The organism is Streptococcus ruminantium, from assembly GCF_003609975.1.
Classification (GTDB): domain Bacteria; phylum Bacillota; class Bacilli; order Lactobacillales; family Streptococcaceae; genus Streptococcus; species Streptococcus ruminantium.
The window spans coordinates 748,761-773,382 of sequence record NZ_AP018400.1 but is presented as its reverse complement, the minus strand read 5'-3'; the positions used below and the strand labels follow the sequence as shown (position 1 = coordinate 773,382).

The following is a 24,622-nucleotide window of genomic DNA, read 5'->3' as shown; positions in this document are numbered from 1 at the left end:
AAAATCTTATAAAACAGTTTACTTCTAAGAAAAATTCTAACTTGACGAGGCAGCAAGTCCCCTGTTTAATTCCTTTCTTACTAATCTTTTGTGCTGATAGCTTCTTAGGCAGTTGAGAGATAAATGGAATACCTGAGGCGATTCACTTCTCCTCTAGTATCAGTGCCCCCTGACCACAAAAGCTATCGTTTGAAAGTTAGGCTGTTTAGCCTTCCTTAATCACATTGATACAATTAACATCTGGATCCTCTGTTCCCTGAAGCGAACAGCCACGCTCCTTGGCAAAGACAATATAATCAACAATTTCTTGTGTGACACGCTCACCTGGTGCCAGTAAAGGAATCCCTGGCGGATAGCACATGACAAACTCACCACATACTTGTCCCACTGCTTCTTGTAGCAGACGACTTTCACGCTGAGCATAAAAAGCTTCCTGTGGTGATAAGACTAGTTGAGGTTGGATATATTCACCCGAAATCAAATCTGACCCATCACGTGAATAGAGCCTCTTGATGTCAGCTAAGGCACCCACTAGACGCTCAATATCCTGCAAGCGGTCACCGATAGAAATGTAGGCCAAGATATTCCCAATATCACCAAACTCGATTTGTATATCGTATTCATCACGTAGCAAATCGTAAACTTCAATACCAGTCAGACCGATCCCCTGTGTATAGATAGATAACTTGGTCACATCAAAGTCATGGACAGTTTTTCCATCAATTAGCTCTTTAGAATAGGCATAGTAACCACCAATCGCGTTGATCTCTCGGCGTGCATACTCAGACATCTCAATTACTTTTTCAAAAGATTCTCTACCACGCAGAGCTAGGTTTCGTCGTGAAATATCTAGACTGGACAGAAGCAAATAAGAAGCTGAGGTAGATTGGGTCAGATTGATAATCTGACGGACATATTCTACATTCATTTCTGGACCTACTAGCAGGAGAGAGCTTTGTGTCAAACTTCCACCTGATTTGTGCATAGATACTGCTGCCATATCCGCTCCTGCATCCATGGCAGACAAGGGGAGCTGGTCAGAAAAATGCAAGTGTGCCCCATGAGCCTCATCTACCAAAACCTTCATTCCCGCCGCATGAGCCATCTGAGTCAAAGTCTTGAGATCCGAACAAATACCATAGTAAGTCGGATTATTTATGAGAACTGCCACTGCATCAGGGTGTTGTGCAATAGCACGTTCAAAAGCTTCATTTTCCAAAGCAAGTGCAATACCAATCTCAGGCTGGACACTCATATCCACATAGACTGGGATAGCACCGCATAAAACGAGGGCATTGAGGGCCGATTTATGAACATTCCGTGGTAGGATAATCTTATCTCCTGCTTTACAAGTTGCTAAAATCATGGTTTGAACAGACGAGGTCGTTCCTCCAACCATGAGAAAGGCATGGCTAGCGCCAAATGCTTCTGCTGCTAACTCTTCCGCTTCTCGAATGATGGAAACGGGATGTCCCAGATTGTCTAAGGGTTTCATAGAATTGACATCTATTCCAACGCATTTTTCACCCAAGAGTTCAACTAGTTCTGGATTTCCTCGTCCACGTTTATGACCTGGAACATCAAAGGGAACAATCCGCTTCCGTCGTAACTTTACCAATCCCTCATAAATAGGGGCCTGGTGCTGATTTTTCATATTGAAAAATTCTCCTTTACTTGATATAAGAACTTGTATCCGCAGTCCAAACACTAGTCCACCAGACTACTTTGGATTTCCTTTGTTAGTTTTTCCGGCAGTACTACTAGTATACTAGCAAAAAATTATAGCTTGAATCTAAGATGTTTGTCTGTGAATCTAACTTCTCACTCCAACCCTTTTTAAACAAGTAAAAAGAGCAGGGTAAAATCCTGCTCTACAATCGCTATTGACGTTTTTTATTCTTCTATTGAGTTTATGTGCCTACCGTTTCCTACTCTCCAGTGCAAATATATACGTACTTTATTGACCGTTTCACAAGATGACGTGTGCTTTCACCACACTAACTTTGCTATGAATTAGGAACTAACTCCTAAAATCAACTTATAAAATGTAGGCTTTTAACCCTATCAATAATGTGGCTGAGGCCACGCTTCGGCATTCGACCCGCCTGTCCGTAGGCTTTGGTATTGACAAAGGATGAGTATCCCTGCCCCATATAGGTCTGATATTTGCTAGAATAGGTATCTTACTCTTCGAAAATCAAAACTCCCTATCGCTTCATCTGAAGGAGTGGCAATCTTTGACGAGAACTTCTGTCCACTATCCGAAAAGCAACCAAGCTCTCTTCTTTAGTACACACAGACTTCACTCGCCTTAATTTCCCTTTCAAATAGCCACTTTCCTGACTATTTGAACTAGTTGGCTTTTAATGTTCTTTAAGTAGCACTACTTTTCCTAGGCCAAACCATTCTAACACTAAAAACTGAATATTGCAATAAAAAAACTCAATATTATTAACATATTTCAAAAAAATACTAACAAAAATTAAAAACATGACTTTCTCGTTCGAAAATCATGTTTACTCACCTATTTAATACCAAGGGCAATTCGCGCATAGCGGCTCATTTTCTGCACTGTCCAAGCTGGCGACCAAACCAATCTCACATCTACTTCTGTCACTTCCGGAACATCCTTGAGGACATCATGAATCTGATCGGTAATCAAATCAGCCAAAGGACATCCCATAGTTGTAAGGGTCATATCAATTTCTGCCTTTCCTTCGATAAAGCGAATCTCATAAATGAGTCCCAAATTGATAATATCAATCCCAAGCTCGGGGTCAATCACATCTTCAAGAGCATGAAAAATACGCTCCTGAATGTCTTTCATTTGTTCTTCTGTATAAGCCATTTTTCTCTCTTTCTTTGGTCAAGTATTCCGTGAGTGGATACCACCAGATGCAATTCAACTGCCTCTAGGAATATTCACTTTAAATTTTTAGGCAAATGAGTCTCCCATATAAATGCCTGCTTATTGGCAGTCCTTGACATACCACATCAGCCGAGTTGATACAGCCCATCTGGAGACTTTCCACATTCTATACAAGTGTTAAAAGGTCTTGAACAACCCTCGCTTTCGGGTTTCTTGGCTCGGGTTAAAACACCACGTCAGTGGTGGCCTAGCGTTCGAATTTCTTGGCTCGGGTTAAAACACCACATCAGTGGTGGCCTCGCTTTCGAATTTCTTGGCTCGGGTTAAAACACCACATCAGTGGTGTTTTAATCCTCCATAAAGTCACGGAGGGGTTTGCTACGGGATGGGTGGCGTAGTTTACGGAGGGCTTTGGCTTCGATCTGACGGATGCGTTCACGGGTCACATTAAAGACCTTACCGACATCTTCTAGGGTACGCATTTTTCCATCGTCCAGACCAAAACGCAGGCGCAATACATTTTCCTCACGGTCAGTCAGCGTATCCAATACCTCATCCAGTTGTTCACGCAGTACCACACGAGTCGTATAGTCAACTGGATTTTCAATCACTTCATCTTCGATAAAATCACCTAAGTGGCTATCATCTTCCTCACCAATCGGTGTTTCAAGAGAAACTGGTTCCTGAGCAATTTTGAGGATTTCACGCACTTTTTCAGGTGTCATATCCATACGCTCTGCGATCTGCTCAGGTGTGGGGTCTTGACCGAGTTCTTGCAAAAGGTTGCGTTGTTCACGAACAAGCTTATTGATGGTTTCAACCATATGAACAGGAATGCGAATCGTACGAGCTTGGTCAGCAATGGCACGTGTAATCGCCTGACGGATCCACCAAGTCGCATAGGTTGAGAATTTAAAACCTTTCGAGTAGTCGAATTTATCAACAGCCTTCATCAAGCCCATATTTCCTTCTTGAATGAGGTCAAGAAACTGCATCCCACGTCCCACATAACGCTTTGCAATCGAAACGACCAAACGAAGGTTGGCTTCAGCTAGACGCTGCTTGGCTTCTGGGTCTCCAGCTTCCACAGCCAAGGCTAGCTCTTGCTCTTCTTCGTTCGTCAAAAGTGGAACAACACCGATTTCCTTCAAGTACATGCGAACAGGGTCATTTACTTTTGCAGAGGTGCTACCGAGTAAGTCCTCATCAGATAATTCTGGTTCTTCTTCTACTTGCATAGCACGCGCAGAAGGATTTCCATCCTTATCAACAATTGAAATCCCTGCATCCTGAATCCGTTGGAGCAAATCATCAATTCCATCCGCATCAAGTGTGAAAGGAATGACCAATTGGTCGTTGATTTCATCATCCGTAGCCGCACCTTGCTTCTTGTGGTTGCGGATAAATTCAGCAACTTGCACATCAAAAGTAGTTACTTCTGTTTTTTTATCTTTTTTGCTTGTCATATTTACTCCATTTGTCTTCTTCTATCGAGGAGTTTTTGTAACTCATCGAGGGCAATATCTGCATTTCCCACGTGGGAATGCTCACGGATTTTCCGTGCTAACTGTTGATTCTCCTTTTTCAACAGTTCCCGATCTCGTCGGAATTCTAATTCTTCCATCTCATTCGATGCCACTTCTTGCGGCAAACGTTCTTCTTGCATTCGATACCAAGCTTGTTGAACAGAATCATCCAGTTGAGACAAGTCAAAGCTAGTAACTTCCCCTTGCCTTTTCAAAATATCGTACAGAAGCTGCAATTCTGGCGTTGCAAAATAAAAATCTTCCCTTAAACGAAATTCATTTAAAATATAGGGATGTTCTACCATTCGAGAGAGCAAGTGATTCTCTGTCCGAATGAGACGAGTAACTCGTGTAACCGCCTGAATGGGAGGCAGATAAGGCTGACTAGCCTGATCGTGATACACCTGCTGAGTTCGTTGCTGCCGCTGGTTCAAGCGGATAGCATTAACAGCTTGCTCCACCTGACCATAATCAAAATCCGAAAGCAAATCTGCTATTTTATAAATATAAGAATTTTGGGCGGTGATGGATGAAACTTTAGCAATGATAGGGGCAATTTTATCCACAAACTCAATTTGCATTTGCAGATTATCAGGATTTTCAGGCTTCCAATATTGAATCAAAAATTCAACATCACTGATGCGTGACTTGGTTAGAACCTGTTGCAAAGCCTCTTCTGAGTTTTTTTGCAGAAACTCATCTGGATCCATATTGTCTGGAAGACTAACAATCTCCACCTGAAAATCTTGCAACTCATCCAATGCTTTCAGCGTTGCCGCTTGTCCAGCCTTGTCCCCGTCGTATGTCAGGACAATTTTCTTGCAAAACTTAGCTAGATGTCCGACATGCTCTCTGGTAAGAGCTGTCCCCATAGAGGCAACCGCATTATCAATACCGGCGCGGTGGGCTGCAATAACATCCAAAAAGCCCTCCATCAGGTAGACTTCCCGTTGCTTTTTTATGACCGCTTTAGCCCTGTCCAAATGATATAATTCGTAACTCTTATTAAAAATAGCTGTGCTACGTGAATTTTTGTACTTGGCCAGTTGCTTATTGTTTCGGTCAATCTCCGTCCAAATCCGACCCGAAAAGGCTACGATTCGACCATATTCGTCCGTCAAGGGGAAAATAATTCTAGCTTGAAAAGCGTCGTAGATAATATTATTTTCACCAGGATTGAACAAACCAGAGTTCAACAAGCTCTCCTCATCATACTGACGTGACAGTTTTTGATAGAGAATAGTTTGCTCAGCAGGTGCCAAGCCTAGTTGGAAAGCCTTGATAACCTCATCGTTCAGCCCTCGTTGGTGCAAATAAGTTCTGGCTGCTTCTCCCATCTTGGTTGTCATCAAAAGAGCATGATAAAATTTTGCCGCATCCCGATGAATATCGTAAAGAATTTGATGAGGACTCATCTGTTTTTCTTCCTGACGATGGGAAGGCGTAATGTCCAACTGAAGACCAGCTTTTTCGGCCAGGATAGCCGCTGCATCCACAAAAGAAACCCCATTGGTTTCCTCTACAAACTTGAAGACATCACCAGATTTCCCACATCCAAAACAGTGGTAAAACTGCTTATCCTCAATCACATTAAACGAAGGTGTTTTTTCTCCATGAAAAGGACAAAGACCGATATAGTTACGGCCAGCTTTGGTCAGAGTAACAGTCTCGCCAATAACATCAACGATATTGAGAGCTTGCTTTATTTCAGTAATCTTATCTTTTGAAAGCATGTCCCCCCCTCATATCATACGAGTTCATTCAAAAATGAACACTCTTCCCTTAGTTTAACATATTCTATTTTATACTAAATGAGGAAAAATGTAAAATTTATAAAACAAAGTACTTGTAAAATATTTTTTTATGTTTATAATAGAGGGAGTAATAATTTATGAAAGGACATATTTAGGATATGTTGAAAGAATTGAAAGCATTTTTGTTCCGTGGGAACATTGTTGACCTTGCTGTAGCTGTTGTAATCGGTGGTGCATTCGGTGCGATTATCAAATCATTTGTTGAGGATATTATCACTCCATTGATTTTAAATCCTGCCTTGGAAGCTGCGAATGTTCAAAATATCGCTGATCTTGCTTGGAATGGTGTGAAATACGGTAGCTTCTTGAGCGCTATCATCAACTTCTTGATTATCGGTACTGCAATGTTCTTTGTCGTTAAGGCTGCTGAAAAAGCAATGCCTAAAAAAGTTGAAGAAGAAACTCCTGCAGGTCCAACTCAAGAAGAACTTCTTGCAGAAATCCGTGACTTGTTGAAAAACAAATAATATGGAAACAGGTATAATGCCTGTTCAGATTGAAGAAAAAGTCCATTTTGGAGATATTCTTCAATCTTTTTTCTTTATTGTTGAAAAATAAAAACTCTGAGAAATGCAAGTATGATAGTATTTATCGGAATTTTCATTATGTAGTAGTCAATCTCTAAATTTGAAATTATTCTATTGTTGATAGGGTTTGTCTACGCTCTGAAACAGGCATTGTACCTGTTTTTCTTATCGTTAATAAAAAAATGCGTGCAGATACTTATATCTCAAATTGAAGAAAAGGTTCGCTTGGGGCAAGTTCTTCAATCTTTCTTCTTTATTATTGAAAAACAAAAACTCTTAGAGAGGCTGATATAGCCTTTCTAAGAGTTTTATTTATAGTTTACGTTTTATTAGCTCTGATAAGAATCTACATGCTCAGGTATAAGCAAACACCTTGCATCTTTTTCTTATCCTTCATAGCCACTTGGATTTTTTGATTGCCAATTCCAAGTGTCACGGCACATGTCCTCAATCGTTTTTTCCGTCTTCCAATCCAATTCTCTGAGAGCTTTGTCAGCATTTGCGTAGCAGGTTGCGACATCACCCGGGCGACGGTCTACAATTCTATAGGGAACAGGGACACCATTTACCTTTTCAAATGCCTGTACCAATTCTAGCACGCTTGTACCTTGACCCGAACCTAGATTATAGGTGTGAACACCTGTTGCGGATGAAATTTTTTCTAAGGCTTTGATGTGACCTAAAGCCAGATCAACGACATGGATGTAGTCACGAACGCCTGTCCCATCCACTGTGTCGTAATCGTTTCCGAAGACATTTAGCTGCTCACGCTTTCCTACAGCTACCTGTGCAATAAATGGCATAAGGTTATTCGGGATACCCGCAGGATCTTCACCGATCAAGCCTGACTCGTGAGCACCAATTGGATTAAAGTAGCGAAGGAGCGCAACACTCCACTTGCTATCTGCAATTTCCACATCACGAAGAATCTGCTCTAGCATGACCTTGGTATATCCGTAAGGATTGGTAGCACTCGTTGGCATGTATTCGACCAGTGGAGATGGGTTGTTTAGACCATAAACGGTGGCACTTGAAGAAAATACTATTTTCTTAACACCAAACTCAGCCATTACTTCTACAAGAGACAGGGTTGACATGATGTTATTTTCGTAGTACATAATCGGTTTTTCAACAGACTCACCGACTGCCTTGTAGCCTGCAAAATGAATGGCTGATTCAATCGCCTCTTTTTCAAAAACTGTTCGGAGACCATCCTTATCTGCAACATCTAGCTGATAGAAGGTCGGGCGCTTGCCAGTAATTTCTTCAATACGATCCAAAACAACAATATTTGAGTTGGAAAGATTATCAACAATCACGACTTCCTTACCCAATTTCAACAATTCGACAACTGTGTGACTACCAATGTAGCCTGCCCCACCTGTTACTAAGATACTCATTTGACAACTCCTTCTCTACCCTCGAACATCAATCATCTCCACTTCATCCTCTTCAAAAATCAAAACTATAATGTCACTTTGATTTGATGAACTTGGGTGCTATTTTCTCATCTATTTTTTGATGTTTACCAAGGATTACCTTCGATGTTCCTAACGCATTGCTCGAAAAAAGATTTTTTCTACATAGCTATTATAAGTCACTCAAGGTAAAAAGTAAACAAAAAAACAGCTCCCAAACAGAGCTGTTTCAAATTCAATTAGAATTTTTTACGCTTGCGAGCTGCTTCTGATTTACGTTTGCGCTTTACAGATGGTTTTTCGTAGAACTCACGTTTACGTGTTTCTTGAAGAGTACCAGCTTTAGTAACCGCACGTTTGAAACGACGAAGAGCATCATCAAGTGATTCGTTCTTGCGTACTACTGTTTTTGACATTTTTTTCACTCCCCTCAATTTCAAAGTCCCTATCATTTTACTATGATTCCGACCGTTTGTCAATCTTTTTTTGATTCTGGTATGTGGTAAATTTTGGAGAGAATCCAAAATTGACTTATCACCCAAGAAACCATGTGTTGCTCTAACTAAAAGAAGATTGAAGCAAAATTTTCTGATACCTGCTCTGATAATGTTTCTTCTTATTTTTTGAAAGCTTAGGCACTTTCTAATCTCAACATCTGAAAATTACAAGGTACTTTCTTTTCTGCCCTTTCTGACTATCCACGTAAGAATTATCCCAAAGAACAGTTCGTAAAGAAAGAAAAAGGTAAGAAAGCAATGTAAGAAAAACTCCTGCGGTAGGATGTAGATGACAGGATCCGTAGCTGGATCAAAGAGCCAAGTCGAATCTCCTGGAAAGAGGACAAGGTGAAAAAGGGTGAAGAAATGATCAAAGCCGATAGATAAGCCCAACAGACCAACAAGAACTGGAGCTAGAGCCAGTAAGAAAAAAACATTTCTGAATAGATTTCCATGTCCTTTTAGAACGATCTTCCTTGTAAAAAGGATAAAAGTTGGCAAAGTGATGACAAAGATCCCCTGCACCAAGTGAAATAAATGCTTGACGTCCGCAAAATGTTTGAGACCGGCCGCTGAGGCTGAAAAACTGGGAAAATTCAAAACGGTCACAAACGGGTTGGTTAGATAGTTCATCAACATATTAAAATTATAGGCAATATCCGCCGCCTTCATATAGACGATTTTTTCCAGCCCTAGAAAGGAAATTTCCAAAGGATAGACAAGCCAAGCTAGATAAATCGTTGCCAAGATGGCTGCTGATAAGATGAATAATGCCGTACCTATAACTTGCAACCTAGTTTTCATCAAAACTCCATTCGTCTAAGCTCTTGAGGATGTGAGTTGGAGCAATAGGCAAGCTGGCTACCTCCTCAGATTTGGTAAATCCTGTCAACACTAAAAGTGTTGGAAAGCCATTATCAATGCCTGCTCGAATATCAGTTAGATAGTTATCTCCCACCATGATGGTCTGGCTGCGCTCAGTCCCTAGGATTTCCAACGCCTTGTTCATGATAATGGCTTCCGGTTTACCAATAAAAGTAGGTTGAACACGAGTTGCCGCCTCTAAAAGAGCAATCAAAGAACCTGCTCCTGGTAGGTGACCGCGTTCTGTTGGAATGTTGAGATCTGGATTGGTACCGATAAAAGTCGCACCTTTTTGAATAGCTAAAGTTGCAATGGTGAGTTTTTCATAGGTCAACTGGGTATCTAGTCCAACAACGACATAGGCAGGGTGTTCCGTATCTTCTACATAGCCAGCTTCAAAAATGGCAGACCTGAGACCATCTTCCCCGATAACATAAACCGTTTTTTCCTTGCCCAGATCATTCATGTAGTCAATCGTTGCTAAGCTGGCTGTATAAATGGTTTCAAGAGGGGTTTGAATATTAAAATTTTCCGCCAACATTGTCTGAATCGTCTCAGGTCTGCGCGTTGTATTATTTGTCACAAACAGATAGGGAATCTGGTGTTCTTGCAAACGATGGATAAACCGTTCACCGGCTGGAATCCGTTTCTTTCCTTCGTAGATTGTACCATCTAAGTCAATCAAATAGCCTTGATAGGTCATCTTTTCTCCTTTTCGTCACCTTTTGTTCCAGAAATGATAAGGTTTTTGGGACAAAAAGCAATTTTGATAATAACTTTTCAAAAATTAAAGGAGAGATGCAACATCCCTCCTAATGTTAATGCTCCACCTTTAATGGCAGTGAGACACCGAACTCTAAGCTCATTATACCACAATGAACTTAAAATATACAAGTTATTTTTATTATTTAACAAGTAGTTACTACAATAACTTTATGTCATTACTTTTTTGAAAATAAATGATTGATTTGAATCCCATTGTCCGTAGTCTATAACATTTACTGCCATAAAGGTTCTAGCTAATACTTGTATCACCACATCATGCGGTACAGTTTGCGTGTTTGGCTGAATAAGACTGTCCGTCTGTTCCGTAACTAGTGCTGGTTGAGCCTCAGGCAAATTAGTAGCTGGATAGGCCTTCCGTCTAATAGTATGATCCAGTCGCTTTGTCGCTTCACCAACTTGTGCAACCGTGCTACTCCAAGCAACAGCAGCTATTCCCATAGTAACAAACTGCTACTTCTTCCCCATCATATTTCAGTACTGTTATCCCAAGGCTGTCTTCTCTTATATCTCAGCACTGTATCTGCAACAATTTACAGATGAAATTCCTCAATGTTTTGATGTAACAATTCCTAGAGATTACCCAAAGCTAAATGGACAGTACTCTGCAAAGAATACTGGATTACCCTTTAATTCCGTAATAATCTATTACTTTCTAGAAGTGATTTTGAAAAAATTAAGTCAAAGTTCATACTCAAATCACTATATTTTCAAAGGAGGATTCCTACTGTCAAATGTCATCGGAGTTGGATCCGTAGCACTGTTGATATTGACTTTTTGTTCCATCAAATAACACCCTCAGAAGAAACTGTTAAACAGCAACTTAAAGAAATTTTAGCAGTTTTAGGAGAAGGTATTTCTTTAACGATTCAATCTATCACAGCTATTAAAGAAAGTAATGACTATGGCGGCTATCGTGCAACGATTTTGTGTCAACTTGAGAATATTAAACAAGTTATCCATTTGGATATTGCAACGGAGGGGATATTGTGACTCCACAGCCGATTACATATGACTACAAAGCTGTTTTTAATGAAGATACATTTCCAATCATTGCTTAAGTGTATCACTTGGGCTTGGGCAGTAGCTAACCGCACTAAATATAATATAAGGAGGGGGTCGCATACCTATCATAGTTACTCCTCACTTACTGGTTATTTCGAGGCTTCTCCCGTCAATATTAGAGTGAAAAGATTGCGCCCTTGTTCTAGAAAACCTACATCTGCTCAAGCAACATTATTGTGGCAGTACCTTTCCAAAATTGAAGAAATAAAAAAAACCTCAATCGAATCAAGTTCTCGAACTGGATTCAACTGAAGTGTTTTACATATGAAGAAACAAGATATTCGATATATAGCGAATTTGTCAATCTGTATTAAAAATGATGGAAAAAATGATGGTCTCATAGAAAATTTTACCATCGAAAAAATCTCACTATTTGCTTTCAAATACCCGTACCGTCGTTAGTTATCAAGATCTAGAATATCTGTCAAGAATGGTTTAATTTCCTCTTGTAAGTGATGTGTAATCATAATGACAGTTAGGTCAGGGTTGCTTAATATTTCTTGCTCAATCACCTTAGATGTTTTCACATCAATCGCAGACGTTGCTTCATCCAGTAGTAGTATCGGGTGTTTTCGAATTAAAATCCGTGCCATTGCAAGCCGTTGTTGCTCGCCGCCAGATAAGTCTACCCCAAATTCACCTACCACTTCATCTAAACCTTGTGGCAATTTAGCCACCACATCTGCCATTTTAACTTTTTCAAGTACTTCCCAAAGTTGCTCATCTGTATATGATTGTCCAAGACCAATATTGTAACGAATAGAGTCTGAGAAAATGAAGAGGGATTGATTGATGTAGCCGATTTGATTTGAAAAGTTAACATCTACCTCTGGTGAATATACTTCTTCATCTATCAAAATGTGACCTTCTGTCGGCTTAAGACGTCCTAATAATAGCTTGAGCAAGGTTGATTTTCCACTTCCACTTTTACCAACCAGAGCATACTTCCTCCCAGTATCAAACCGAAAATTCAACTGATTGAAAATCTGCTTCGGACCATAAGTGAAACCAACATTCTCAAACTCAATATATCGCTCTACCGTTGGATAATTCTCTTCCACCGTTTCTGAGATTTCCGTCACAGTATCTAGCATATCTTTTGTACCGATAATTTTCATATACAAATCTACCAACTGTTCGACGGCTTGTAAAAATATCCCTAGCATAGCAGGAACCGAAACAATCGCACCAATCAGCAACTCTCCTCTACTAATCAAAAATATGGTAAAGGCAAAAATTAACATTTCAAATAGTTTTTCAACACTTTGTAGAGTTAGTCCGCCAAATGCCAGATACTTGGTTATGAGAAACTGTTGATTTTCTTTAGCTTCTTGGCTCTTTCCAATTTGTTCTGATATCCGATCAACCACTCCTAAATTTTTTAAAATCTCATAAGCAGATAAATATTCTTTTAATTTTTCTGAAAATTCCCCTGTGCGAACGGATAATGCAGCATATCCATCGCTGATTTTTTTCCCAAACTTTCCACTTATGGAAAAAAGTAGAACAGTTGAAACCAACGCAAAAACAACAAACTTCCAACTAATCAAACCTAAGAATACCAAAGAAATGACCGATAGGACTACAGAACTAATAAAACCTGTTATCGGCTCCAATAAGTAGACGGATACGACCTCTAATTGGTAGGTATAGATTGCCATGTGGTCGCCTATTTCTTTTTGATAAAACTTCTCAAACGGCATCCGCTCAATGTTCTTACTAATCCTGTTTCCCAGATATAATTTCCACTTTCGAGTTAACTTGGCATTGACAATTTTCAATATGGCTCTCAATATTTCAACAACAACCAAGCAGACAACAAGCCAAATAAGATTGAACCAAACTTGACCAGTTCCAGCCAACACCTCATTCAAAATATCTGTCCTTGCATAGACTGTATATACTGCTCCAACCGAGACAATAAAGGTTAAAAAAGCTGATAATGACAAATTAAGCTTATCATTCGAAAGAATCTCAACTATTTTATTTTTATTCGGCATCATATATATTCTCACTTTCTCCACTTAATATCGTTTCTTTGCCTGTTATTACACCGTAGAACGGCAAATAATCTTTGTATTTATCACCTAAAACATTTTTACAAAAGGTGAAATTTACTTGCTTGACTGGTCGATTATAATGTCCCAAACCTGCATTATTGATGCAGATTTCTTGTGCTAAATATCCTATAAATAGAATGTAATTTATAAGTTCGTCTTGAATTGGAGGTAGTTTGATTAAAAGCAAAGTGTATTGTGAAGCCGTTCTAAAATCTACAAAATAGTATTCTCTGTTTAGTTCAAAATACTGAACTACATATTCTCCATTGCTATCAGTAAAATATTCACCATTATTATAGAGAACAACTCTTTGAACAATTCCTTTCAGCTGGGATGCAAAGAGTTTTTCAAAGGATGTTCCCAAATTTACTGCAGGTGTATACTGATAATTTGCAAAATCGTTATCTAGGTTTATTAGTTTATATCTGTAACTTCCACTAGACCTAAGTCGAAAAAGTCTTCACCTTTACCAATAGATAAAATCAGTCCTCCCAACAAAGACATAACGATGAGTTTCTTTGAAACCTTCCTCATAAAAACTACTTTTACTTTTTCTATAGGTTCATTTTAGCACCAAGGAATTTATTCGTCAATAAAATTTATAATCTTTTTATATATATTTTATATATATGCTTTTTGTATTATAAAAAACGATGCCTTTAAACATCGTTCCAATGTCTAATCTTAAAATTTATCTGCAATATAGTGTTCTACTGTCAGAGCCATCTCTTTATTATCTTCGATTTGCTTATATAAAAAATGTGCAATCTCAAAGTAGCCTTTAGCAGTCGTTTTTTCTGAAAAATTTTGACTGAGATTCCCCAATAATAAAAATAAATCCGCTAGTAAATATGTGGTTCGATACTCTTGACACAGCTTAATAGTTGCTGATACTTGTTTGATAGCCAATTCAATATTTTTTTGTAACCAATAGTAACGACTGAGATTGTAGTTAAATTTTATAGACAATTCCAATTCCTCTATTGTACTTAAATTTAATTGATGTAATTGAACATTTAACTCTTCCCTTATTAAATCAAATTTAGCTAAGTTTTCTGTATCGTAATAGAAATTAAAAAGGGTATTAGAAATTTGCAAAAAGTTAATATCTGATTTATCAAGTGACTGTAATAACTTTTCTAACCTTTCTATCGCCTCCTTCTTTCTACCGTGGAAATAGAAATCAACTAAAGATGCAATCCACTCCAGATATATTTTATCTGACAATGATAAGCGATGCGACGTTTCTTTCTCTAAATCATAGATATATTTCAATGATTCATAATTCCTTTGAGCAATAAATGTTTTAGCTATTTTTTTAAACTCAGTAAGTTCTGAATTTTCATTTGAAACCTGTTCATCAAAAAAATAATCCATACTCACTTTAAGTTTTTTAGCTAACTGATGCAATAATTCTGAACCTGGAGTGTATTCTCCGTTCTCCAAACGACTGATTTGACCTTGCTTACAAATTCCTTCTGCTAATTCTTTTTGAGATAATTTCAATTCTTTTCTTCTACTCTTAATCCTAGTAGCCAATAACGTTCCCATAATATCTACCTTTCTATTTTTATTGCAGCAATATATTTTATCATTCTTAAACAAAAATGTAAATTTTTTATATTTTTATTTAGAAAATGCCTATTTGGATATATCACAATATTTCTTCATTGTTTATCATGTACATCTTCTCTATTCTATTGAGATATTTCCCCAAAATTTCGGACTAATATTTTTATGGGAACTATGTATCTGTTTACACTAACCACAATATGTCGTATTTCGACAACATCAAAAAAGACGGCTTCCTAAAAGGAAATCGTCTTTTCATCTGCGCAAAAGAGACTCTCGACCACTTACAAGGGATGACCTGAAGACTCTGCCAGCATTTCAGCAGCAATACTGCGGATTTCCTCGAAACGTTCGATGTCGTAAACATCTTTCCCGCAGGCTAACTCGTCTGTGCCAGAGCTTGCAGACGTACTGCCCATTCCAACCGTCTATCCTGCGGTATGGCTCTCCCTCCACTCAATGACTGCCTGGGCGTGGATCTGACCGTCGACCACAATCTCGTGCTGACTGGTTAGGTGTACTTGGGAAAGGAGCGAGCTAACCTGACTTTTCGGTGCCACTTCCTTGATATACCTCAGTTGGATTTTTTGAGGGCAATGGCAGAGCAGAAAATCATAGCCCAGAGCCTCATACATCCATTCCAGGTACTTACCGTTGTTGACATGGCCATTCATATCCAGATCAAAATAGCGGACAGGAAACGACTGAACAATCGGCTCTTCCAGATCTTGGTACTTGGGAACTCTAGGTAATTTCTTGACTTGCTCAGACTGATACGGAGCAATCAGCTCTTCTGGTACAGGGGAAAGCTTGCGACTGTCAAAATCAATCAAAACAAAATAACACAGAATATCCAATAGACGATTGCCCTCCGTATCATAGATGACAAATGTCCGTTGGCAGAAAAACTTGTTGTAGGCTACAGCTTCTGTCCGAATGAGGACTGTTTCACTGTACTTGGGAAGGCGCTCAATCGTCAATTCGTAATCTGTCACCACCCAGATGAGCCTGTATTCTTGATAAACAAATAGATCACTGCGCCCCAGCTCCTCGGACTGCCGAGCAGAGACTGCCAGACAGTGGGAAATGAGGGCAGGCAACTTGACCTCCTGCTTGACATCACACATGTCAAAAGGGACGGTCCATTCTTCTTGGTAGGTTAATCCCATATCACTCCAACCTTTCTACTATTTTAAACCATTTTATCCGCTGCGATTCGCTCGATAGAAATATCTACGGTAGCTACCGGTCTTGCGCCTAAACATCCCATCAGGCACCGGTGACCATCCTATTCATCCAAGATGAAACGCTCGGCAACGGTATCACCTAGAAAGAGACCTTTTTTCGTCATTCGGATAAAGCGGTCTTCTTCTTGTAAGAGTCCTTCATTTTTTAAGTCTCTGACGACTCGACCGTAGCGAGCTTCAAAGGACACACCGAACTTTTCCTCGAAGCGCTCAATTGATACGCCAGCTTTTTTCCGTAACCCTAAAAACATCTCTTCTTCCATCTGCTCGGTCTTGCTGAGAAATTCCTCATGCAGGCGAGAATGTCTTTTTTCACGGATGGATCTGAGGTAGTGCTGGATGGGACCACGATTGCGGTAGCGCATACCGTCTATGTAGCCTGAAGCTCCTGCACCCAGTCCGTAGTATTCGGAGTTATCCCAATACATAAGGTTATGGCGGCTTTCAAAGCCGGGCTTGGTGAAGTTGGAAATCTCGTAGTGCTCAAAGCCATTTTTCTCCAGCTCTTTGAGGATATAGTCAAACATGTCTGACTCCACATCTTCATTGGGGAGATGGAGGTTGCCGCGGCGCTGACGGTTCATAAAGACCGTGTGGTTCTCCAAAATCAGGCTGTAGAGGCTCAGATGGGGAATATCTAGCTCCAGCGCCCTAGCAACATTGTCCACCACCTGCTCCATGGTCTGGCCAGGTAGGGCGTAGATGAGGTCAATGGAAATATTGTGAAACCCTGCAGCCTTGAGAGATGAGATAGTCTCGTAAATCTGAGCTTGATTGTGACTGCGACCGATTTTTTTCAGCATGCGATCATCAAAGGTCTGAACTCCCAGAGAGACCCGATTGCACTTGGACTTTTGCAGGACTGCAATCTTATCGACTGTCAGGTCTCCGGGATTGGCCTCAATGGTAAATTCTTCTAGCTGCGACAGGTCCACTACTGCTTCCAGACGGGTCAGCAGGTAATCCAGTTGTTCAGCTGATAGGGCTGATGGAGTCCCTCCACCGATATAGAGAGTACGGAGGGCTGGCAAATCGTAAAAGGTGACCTCCTCTATCAGAGCTGCCAGATACTCATCAACAGGCTGGTTTTTGATAAACACCTTGGAAAAATCACAATAGTAGCAAATCTGCGTACAAAATGGAATATGAATATAGGCTGATGTCGGTCGTTTTTGCATAAAACTATTATAGCACAATGTGGGAGAAATTATTTTCACAGGCACTCCTTTGCCCGCAAAATCAGCGGAATTGCCGCACTTCTCCGGAGAAAGTAGTCTTTTTGTCGTACTGATTCAAATGACATGTATCAATAGAGCCCATCCTATCGGCTATGTCGTGATAGCACTTTCTGCCACAAACAAAAGAACTACCTCCATTATCGGAAGTAGTTCTTTTGTTGTATGCTGTTGCTCAAACATTAGGGTTTTTGTTTGGCAACTTAAGTGAAATGTTTTGTGAAGTATTTTATGAATAGATAGTTTGTAAAGTGTTTTATAAAGTATTTTATGAAATATCTTGGAGTGTTGAATAAAATATTATTTATCCGTTGACCGTTTTTTCTTCAAGATTATAAGAGCTGTAGCTCCTAGACTGATCAAGCCTGTCAACATCAGAGCAAGAGAAGGTGTTGCATTTGTGCGCGGTAATGCAGCTTTTCCTTCGCTGGCTACAGTTGAAAGAGGAGCGTTTTGCTGGGACTCTTTTCCTGTGACAGATGGAATCTCATCACTTGGAAGAACCTTGATCTCTGTAGATGGGTCAAGCGGTCGTTTGTTTTCTGTTTTCTTGTCTATAGAAGGGTTATCCTGTGGTTGGAGGACTTTTTTAGAACTATCTGCCTGTTTCTTTTGAGTATCGACAAGAGCATCTGGCGCTTTCTTTTGAACTTCTGCTTTTTTCTCAGGTTTCCGAATGCGCTTGCCTTCTCCTCTTTTGACAGAAACTTTATTCCAAAGGACTTGTCGTCCTTCTGCGTTGAAGGCGGTAAATGTCAGCACGCTATTTGGCTTAAATACCGTCTCTCCAAAGTCAATCTCAAAGTCTCCTTCAGGAGTCGAGATAGTCTCTGCCAAGAGCTTATCACCTTGATGGACAAAAATCCGAACATTCGGAGCAACCTGTCCTTTCACATAGCCTGTATCACTTGTAATCGTCGGCAAGACAAAGGAGTGCTCTTCTGGTTTTACCCCATCATTGATCCCTTTGACAATCGTGCTTTGTTTAGCCACGACCGCAAAGGTCTTAGGATCAATCACCTCAAAGGTCAACTGCTCGCCTTGCTCCAGTGTTATGTCCAAATCTCTAAAGTCAATTCCCCAGAAACCAAGTTCGCTGGTCATAATGGTAGGGAACTTTCTATCTGGCACAGAAGATGTGATACGGACGAAGTGGTGAGCGTACTTGCTACGTCCAGCTATGTATTCTTTTTGATTGTGAATACTTGGTACTTCTAGTGGACTAGAAGGAGAGACAACATCTGAGGTGTCAAAGAGGATGCGATCCAAAATCTCCAAGACCTGTGAAGAAGGAATCTGCTTATCTGCTCCGTCTACGGTCTGCTCTACTAACATCTGATAGTCATTGTTGAGACCCATAAAGAGACGGTAATAGCGCTGGTTACTAGTCAATGCTGGTAATTTTTCAGAGTACTTTCCTTCCTCATTTGCCCATGCTTCTAGGACAAAGCTACCTGTCTCAGCATTGTAGAGCTGGACCCGGCCAAAAGGCTCGGTCATCCCAGAAAACTCTGTGCTACTTGCTGTCAGAGGTTGATAAGTGTGAGAAGGTTTTGGCTTCTCCTTGAGAGTCTCTCCCAGTGGGTAGACTGGGACAGCCTGCATCACTGGTAGACCATCATTTGAGATGAAAGATAATCTTACATTGTGAGTGGTTTTAAAGGTGCTTGCTTCTAAAGCATCTAAAAATTCAATCTCAAAATAACCATTCTTTATCTGAGCAGGCTTGGATACAATGGTGCCACCAATCATGGCATAGACAGTCCCCTCAACAGAGGTATGTCCTTGTATCTTCTTGGCACCTTCAAAGAGAGGCTCGACCAATACCTGATGCTGGTTTCCTACCTTTTGGAGGGGTTTGGTAGGGATAGGATAAGCCTGAGGGTGTCGTGGAGTCGTCTGCTCTACCTTGGTCTCTCCACCATCAAGCTCTACTTCTTCCTCTTCCATGAGTCTTGGGTGAGTAGAGATTACTTCAACCTTTTGATGATAGAGGACAGGCTGCTTGAGCTCATGGGTAAATTTTCCTTTTCTGTCTGCAAATACAGGATCTACTATCAAGATTTGAGAAGTTTCATCCACCTTGATGTCTATTAGAGCACCTGGAGTGGTCTCGCCTGAAATAGTCTTATCTCCAGGAGAGATAGGATTTACAGAAAGAGGATTTTCCAAGACGGTTGACTCTTTCGCTTCTTCTATCGCTGTTGTCTCATCTAGTTTTTCTGCCGCAGCAGTCACTTCCTCTGTCGCAGAGGTAGAGACTGGCTGAGACGAGACGGATGAAGTACGACTTGCCGCTTCCTGATTGGTAGGCATGTCTTTTTCAGATGTCACTTCATTGGCAGAGGCGGAAACAGAGCCTGCTGCCAATAGTGCTAAACTTGTCGCCAGCAAGAGGGAGGATTTCAGACGAATCCCCTTCTTTGCATAGGACTGGATGTGCTTGTGTGTCACTACTTCATCTCCTTAGTTGTAGGTGTTTTTTTGCTGACGAGGTAACCTGCAATAGCCAGGATCATCACCAGCAGTAAAATCCAAACAAACTGCAAAGCATCTGCTGTCTTTTTCGTGATTGATTTTGAAACCTTATGATGCTTTGGACTAGCTTGGTATTGAGCGTTTGTCGCAGCAGATGTAGCTGCTGGAGCGCTCGATTGTTGGTTTTGGTTGTTTGATTGTGAATTGTTCGCTGATTGGTTGCCAGTCGTGTTGGTCGTTTGACCTCCTACTGAGGAACCACCTGTACTTGTAGTACCACTCACACTACGTCTAGTACGTGTAGCACGTGGAGCAAGACCTGTAGAGCCAGACTCACCTGTAAAGGCTAGAGGAGTGGTTTGAGTACCATGACTAGCACCACGACCACCACTTCTACCTTGGGAAGCTGAGCTGCCATTACCGGCTTGAGTGCTTGGAGCGCTAGTCAAAGGCATTGGGGTTGGAAGACCGCTACCTTGAGGGGTTGTACCGCCATTGCCAGTCCGAGTGCTTGTACCATTAGTTAGAGGCGCTGGTGCTACTGGCACACGGTCACCTTGTGAACCTGTACCGCCATTACCAGACTGTGTGCTTGACTCACTAGTCAAAGGAACTGGGACTGGAGTTGGAAGACTGTCTCTTTGTGAGCCTGTACCACCATTGCCAGACTGGGTATCTGAATCACTAATCAGAGGAGCTGGGACCGGGGTTGGAAGACTATTTTCACCATTAGTGCTTAAACTGGGACGGTGCTCACTACCGCCACCTTGAGAGTTTGACTCGCTCATCAGTGGAGAGGGAGCTGGAAGATTGTTCCCATTATTCGAGCCTAAACTGGGATACCTCCCATTATTGTTCTGAGAGCCTGACGCATTGGTTAGGGGAGTTGGAGTCGGAACTTCGCTGTTATTGCTTAAACTGGGAGAGTGACCATCTCTGGGACAAACCTCACCAGCTGGGTCACCTACCGTACCCCAAGGTCTAGGAACGCACTTATCTTTATCGTGTTCACCACCTGAACCTGACTCACCTTTTAGGGGTGTCTTGCCTTCATTGCTGCCGCTCAACCCTGACTCACCTTTTAGCGTTGGTTGCTCTTGGTTGCTGCCGCTTAACCCAGGTTCATCCTTGTCATTCCGAGAGCCAAACTCACCTTTTAAAGGAGTCTTACCTTTATTGCTGCCGCTCAAGCCTGACTCACCTTTTAAGGGTGTCTTGCCTTTATTGCTGCCGCTTAATCCTGACTCACCTTTTAGGGGTGTCTTGCCTTTATTGCTGCCGCTCAAGCCATTGCGTTCTCTTTCTCCTGAACCCCAGTTTGGATCAAATATATTATTATTTTCAGTAGTACATCCCGGAGCCCAATCTGGACATCGACCACTGAGATCAGGATCTTGACTGTTTTTATTTCCTGAACCTGGCTCACCTTTTAGCGTTGGTTGCTCTTGGTTGCTGCCGCTTAACCCAGGTTCATCCTTGTCATTCCGAGAGCCAAACTCACCTTTTAAAGGAGTCTTACCTTTATTGCTGCCGCTTAATCCTGACTCACCTTTTAAAGGAGTCTTGCCTTTATTGCTGCCGCTTAATCCTGACTCACCTTTTAGGGGTGTCTTGCCTTCGTTGCTGCCGCTTAAGCCACCGCGTTCACCGCCTGAACCTGGAAGAATGTCACCACTATGACCGCTTAAGCCAGGCTCTTCCTCACCACGTTCTCCTTGTAATCCTGGAAACACATCATCACCATTGTTACCCTCTAGCCTTGGAAGTACGATAGGGCCATTCTCATCGCTTAAACCTGACTCACCTTTTAGAGGTGTCTTACCTTTATTGCTGCCGCTTAAGCCTGACTCACCTTTCAGGGGTGTCTTACCTTTATTGCTGCCGCTTAATCCTGACTCACCTTTTAAAGGAGTCTTACCTTTATTGCTGCCGCTCAACCCTGACTCACCTTTTAGGGGTGTCTTGCCTTCATTGCTACCGCTCAACCCTGACTCACCTTTTAGGGGTGTCTTGCCTTCATTGCTGCCGCTCAACCCTGACTCACCTTTTAAAGGAGTCTTACCTTTATTGCTGCCGCTCAACCCTGACTCACCTTTTAAGGGTGTCTTGCCTTTATTGCTGCCGCTTAATCCTGACTCACCTTTTAGGGGTGTTTTGCCTTCATTATGACCGCTCAAGCCATTGCGTTCTCTTCCTCCTGAACCGTGAGGAGTTCGTCCAAATGGATGATTATTATTAGGGTCACAAATTGGAGACCAATCTGGACATTTACCACTGAGATCAGGATCTTGACTGTTTTTATTTCCTGAACCTGACTCACCTTTTAGCGTTGGTTGCTCTTGGTTGCTGCCGCTTAACCCAGGTTCATCCTTGTCATTCCGAGAGCCAAACTCACCTTTTAAAGGAGTCTTACCTTTATTGCTGCCGCTTAATCCTGACTCACCTTTTAAAGGAGTCTTGCCTTTATTGCTGCCGCTCAAGCCTGACTCACCTTTTAAAGGAGTCTTACCTTTATTGCTGCCGCTTAATCCTGACTCACCTTTTAAAGGAGTCTTACCTTTATTGCTGCCGCTCAAGCCTGACTCACCTTTTAGGGGTGTCTTGCCTTCATTGCTACCGCTCAACCCTGACTCACCTTTTAGCGTTGGTTGCTCTTGGTTGCTGCCGCTTAAGCCAGGTTCATCCTTGTCATTCCGAGAGCCAAACTCACCTTTTAAAGGAGTCTTGCCTTTATTGCTGCCGCTTAATCCTGACTCACCTTTTAAAGGAGTCTTACCTTTATTGCTGCCGCTCAACCCTGACTCACCTTTTAAAGGAGTCTTACCTTTATTGCTACCGCTCAAGCCTGACTCACCTTTTAACATTGGTTGCTCTTGGTTGCTGCCTCCTGTTCCACCACGGAAACCAATAGTGCAACCACCATCTCCAGTACATGTACCACGTTGCCAACCAGAATCTATATGCGGATCTCCTTGGGAACCGCTCAAGCCTGACTCACCTTTTAGCGTTGGTTGCTCTTGGTTGCTGCCGCTTAACCCAGGTTCATCCTTGTCATTCCGAGAGCCAAACTCACCTTTTAAAGGAGTCTTACCTTTATTGCTGCCGCTCAAGCCTGACTCACCTTTTAAGGGTGTCTTGCCTTTATTGCTGCCGCTTAATCCTGACTCACCTTTTAGGGGTGTCTTGCCTTTATTGCTGCCGCTCAAGCCATTGCGTTCTCTTTCTCCTGAACCCCAGTTTGGATCAAATATATTATTATTTTCAGTAGTACATCCCGGAGCCCAATCTGGACATCGACCACTGAGATCAGGATCTTGACTGTTTTTATTTCCTGAACCTGGCTCACCTTTTAGCGTTGGTTGCTCTTGGTTGCTGCCGCTTAACCCAGGTTCATCCTTGTCATTCCGAGAGCCAAACTCACCTTTTAAAGGAGTCTTACCTTTATTGCTGCCGCTTAATCCTGACTCACCTTTTAAAGGAGTCTTGCCTTTATTGCTGCCGCTTAATCCTGACTCACCTTTTAGGGGTGTCTTGCCTTCGTTGCTGCCGCTTAAGCCACCGCGTTCACCGCCTGAACCTGGAAGAATGTCACCACTATGACCGCTTAAGCCAGGCTCTTCCTCACCACGTTCTCCTTGTAATCCTGGAAACACATCATCACCATTGTTACCCTCTAGCCTTGGAAGTACGATAGGGCCATTCTCATCGCTTAAACCTGACTCACCTTTTAGAGGTGTCTTACCTTTATTGCTGCCGCTTAAGCCTGACTCACCTTTCAGGGGTGTCTTACCTTTATTGCTGCCGCTTAAGCCTGACTCACCTTTCAGGGGTGTCTTACCTTTATTGCTACCGCTTAAACCTGACTCACCTTTTAGGGGTGTCTTACCTTTATTGCTACCGCTTAAGCCTGACTCACCTTTCAGGGGTGTCTTACCTTTATTGCTGCCGCTTAAGCCTGACTCACCTTTCAGGGGTGTCTTGCCTTCATTGCTGCCGCTTAATCCTGACTCACCTTTTAAAGGAGTCTTACCTTTATTGCTGCCGCTCAATCCTGACTCACCTTTTAGGGGTGTCTTGCCTTCATTGCTACCGCTCAACCCTGACTCACCTTTTAGGGGTGTCTTGCCTTTATTGCTGCCGCTCAAGCCTGACTCGCCTGCAAGTGGACCACTTTCAGGACAAACCTCACCAGATGGGTCACCTACCTTACCCCAAGGTCTAGGGCAGCTATTTTCATCATGTTCACTACCTCTGCTTCCTCCTGAGCCACCAATGCTAGTTATACTAACATCACCCTTCAAGAGCAAGCCATTGTAGCCAGTCCCCCATAGTCTAGCTTGAGGACGTTGTCCACTTGGATCAAAAGTAGCAGGATCTTCAGCCTGAGCAACTGGAGCAGTCACTGAGGCAAACAATAAGGCGATAACTACTGATGCTACGCCATTTTTCACTTTACGTAATGAATACTTTTTATTTTTGTGTGAAAACATTTCACTAACTCCTTTATGATTTCTAGCTTTTGCAAGGAAGAGTCTTTACCCCTTCCCTAGAGCATGGACTATTATATCAAACGGAAGTATTTGTCTTCTGTACAAAATCTATTTTTTATCTAATTTTTTTGAAGGATAACTTTTGAGGAGTTTTTTTCTTTTTCCAAGTAGGGAGAA

Annotated in this window: 17 protein-coding genes and 3 pseudogenes; 3 read left to right on the top strand and 17 right to left on the bottom strand. The window is 41.6% G+C overall.

Annotated elements, in window-relative coordinates; translation table 11 throughout:
* Positions 1-205 precede the first annotated feature (205 nt).
* From SR187_RS03735 to dnaG, 4 genes are all read right to left on the bottom strand, one after another.
* Complete coding sequence (locus SR187_RS03735; RefSeq protein WP_120171563.1) at positions 206-1,654, bottom strand: aminotransferase class I/II-fold pyridoxal phosphate-dependent enzyme; 1,449 nt, start codon at positions 1,652-1,654, stop codon at positions 206-208.
* An 870-nt stretch (positions 1,655-2,524) separates the two neighbouring features.
* Positions 2,525-2,848: a metal-sulfur cluster assembly factor gene (locus tag SR187_RS03730; RefSeq protein WP_024532365.1), complete on the bottom strand. Its 324-nt coding sequence runs from the start codon at positions 2,846-2,848 to the stop codon at positions 2,525-2,527.
* 368 nt (positions 2,849-3,216) lie between these two features.
* Complete coding sequence (rpoD, locus tag SR187_RS03725) at positions 3,217-4,335, bottom strand: RNA polymerase sigma factor RpoD (RefSeq protein ID WP_024532366.1); 1,119 nt, start codon at positions 4,333-4,335, stop codon at positions 3,217-3,219.
* 2 nt (positions 4,336-4,337) lie between these two features.
* The gene (dnaG, locus tag SR187_RS03720; RefSeq protein WP_120171562.1) at positions 4,338-6,128 is read right to left on the bottom strand and encodes a DNA primase; all 1,791 of its coding nucleotides are present in this window, start codon (positions 6,126-6,128) and stop codon (positions 4,338-4,340) included.
* Positions 6,129-6,307: 179 nt separating this feature from the next.
* Here dnaG and mscL point away from each other — a divergent pair, with 179 nt between their 5' ends.
* Positions 6,308-6,676, top strand: a complete 369-nt coding sequence (mscL, locus tag SR187_RS03715; RefSeq protein WP_120171561.1) for a large conductance mechanosensitive channel protein MscL — start codon at positions 6,308-6,310, stop codon at positions 6,674-6,676.
* 446 nt (positions 6,677-7,122) lie between these two features.
* Here the strand turns inward: mscL and galE are convergent, their stop codons facing one another.
* The 5 genes from galE to SR187_RS03690 form a co-directional block, all read right to left on the bottom strand.
* Positions 7,123-8,136 carry a UDP-glucose 4-epimerase GalE gene (gene galE, locus SR187_RS03710; RefSeq protein WP_024532369.1) on the bottom strand — a complete coding sequence of 338 codons (1,014 nt, stop codon included), beginning with the start codon at positions 8,134-8,136 and terminating at the stop codon, positions 7,123-7,125.
* Between the two features lie 257 nt (positions 8,137-8,393).
* A complete protein-coding gene (gene rpsU / locus SR187_RS03705; protein ID WP_000048054.1) occupies positions 8,394-8,570 on the bottom strand; it encodes a 30S ribosomal protein S21 in 177 nt (58 codons plus the stop codon).
* A gap of 246 nt (positions 8,571-8,816) precedes the next feature.
* Positions 8,817-9,455 carry a TIGR01906 family membrane protein gene (locus SR187_RS03700; protein ID WP_120171560.1) on the bottom strand — a complete coding sequence of 213 codons (639 nt, stop codon included), beginning with the start codon at positions 9,453-9,455 and terminating at the stop codon, positions 8,817-8,819.
* Complete coding sequence (locus tag SR187_RS03695) at positions 9,445-10,218, bottom strand: TIGR01457 family HAD-type hydrolase (RefSeq protein WP_120171559.1); 774 nt, start codon at positions 10,216-10,218, stop codon at positions 9,445-9,447. Before SR187_RS03695 ends, SR187_RS03700 begins: the two co-directional genes overlap by 11 nt.
* Positions 10,219-10,448: 230 nt before the next feature.
* Complete coding sequence (locus SR187_RS03690) at positions 10,449-10,739, bottom strand: hypothetical protein (RefSeq protein ID WP_120171558.1); 291 nt, start codon at positions 10,737-10,739, stop codon at positions 10,449-10,451.
* A 13-nt stretch (positions 10,740-10,752) separates the two neighbouring features.
* Between SR187_RS03690 and SR187_RS03685 the strand changes: the two are divergent.
* Both SR187_RS03685 and SR187_RS03680 read left to right on the top strand, forming a co-directional pair.
* Positions 10,753-10,881 (top strand): annotated as a pseudogene (locus SR187_RS03685) (type IV toxin-antitoxin system AbiEi family antitoxin domain-containing protein); the annotation flags it as partial.
* Positions 10,867-11,356: pseudogene (locus SR187_RS03680) on the top strand (nucleotidyl transferase AbiEii/AbiGii toxin family protein); the annotation flags it as partial. The pseudogenes SR187_RS03685 and SR187_RS03680, both read left to right, overlap by 15 nt.
* Before the next feature lie 405 nt (positions 11,357-11,761).
* Here SR187_RS03680 and SR187_RS03675 read toward each other — a convergent pair.
* The 8 genes and pseudogenes from SR187_RS03675 to SR187_RS03640 form a co-directional block, all read right to left on the bottom strand.
* On the bottom strand, positions 11,762-13,366 hold the full coding sequence (locus SR187_RS03675) for an ABC transporter ATP-binding protein (RefSeq protein ID WP_120171557.1): 1,605 nt from the start codon (positions 13,364-13,366) through the stop codon (positions 11,762-11,764).
* Positions 13,353-13,787, bottom strand: coding sequence for a hypothetical protein (locus SR187_RS03670; RefSeq protein ID WP_120171556.1), 435 nt, complete (start codon positions 13,785-13,787; stop codon positions 13,353-13,355). The genes SR187_RS03675 and SR187_RS03670 overlap by 14 nt, the downstream gene beginning before the upstream one ends.
* Before the next feature lie 320 nt (positions 13,788-14,107).
* Entirely contained in the window at positions 14,108-14,974 is an 867-nt protein-coding gene (locus SR187_RS03665; RefSeq protein ID WP_120171555.1) for a helix-turn-helix domain-containing protein, read from the bottom strand.
* A 308-nt stretch (positions 14,975-15,282) separates the two neighbouring features.
* A pseudogene (locus SR187_RS03660) lies at positions 15,283-15,437 on the bottom strand (NUDIX hydrolase N-terminal domain-containing protein); the annotation flags it as partial.
* Positions 15,424-16,164, bottom strand: coding sequence for an acyl-ACP thioesterase domain-containing protein (locus SR187_RS03655; RefSeq protein ID WP_120171554.1), 741 nt, complete (start codon positions 16,162-16,164; stop codon positions 15,424-15,426). The gene SR187_RS03655 and the pseudogene SR187_RS03660, both read right to left, overlap by 14 nt.
* Before the next feature lie 119 nt (positions 16,165-16,283).
* Entirely contained in the window at positions 16,284-17,420 is a 1,137-nt protein-coding gene (gene hemW, locus SR187_RS03650; RefSeq protein ID WP_120172464.1) for a radical SAM family heme chaperone HemW, read from the bottom strand.
* Positions 17,421-17,777: 357 nt separating this feature from the next.
* Positions 17,778-19,931 carry an LPXTG cell wall anchor domain-containing protein gene (locus tag SR187_RS03645; protein WP_120171553.1) on the bottom strand — a complete coding sequence of 718 codons (2,154 nt, stop codon included), beginning with the start codon at positions 19,929-19,931 and terminating at the stop codon, positions 17,778-17,780.
* Positions 19,931-24,445 carry a YSIRK-type signal peptide-containing protein gene (locus SR187_RS03640; protein WP_120171552.1) on the bottom strand — a complete coding sequence of 1,505 codons (4,515 nt, stop codon included), beginning with the start codon at positions 24,443-24,445 and terminating at the stop codon, positions 19,931-19,933. Before SR187_RS03640 ends, SR187_RS03645 begins: the two co-directional genes overlap by 1 nt.
* Positions 24,446-24,622 lie beyond the last annotated feature (177 nt).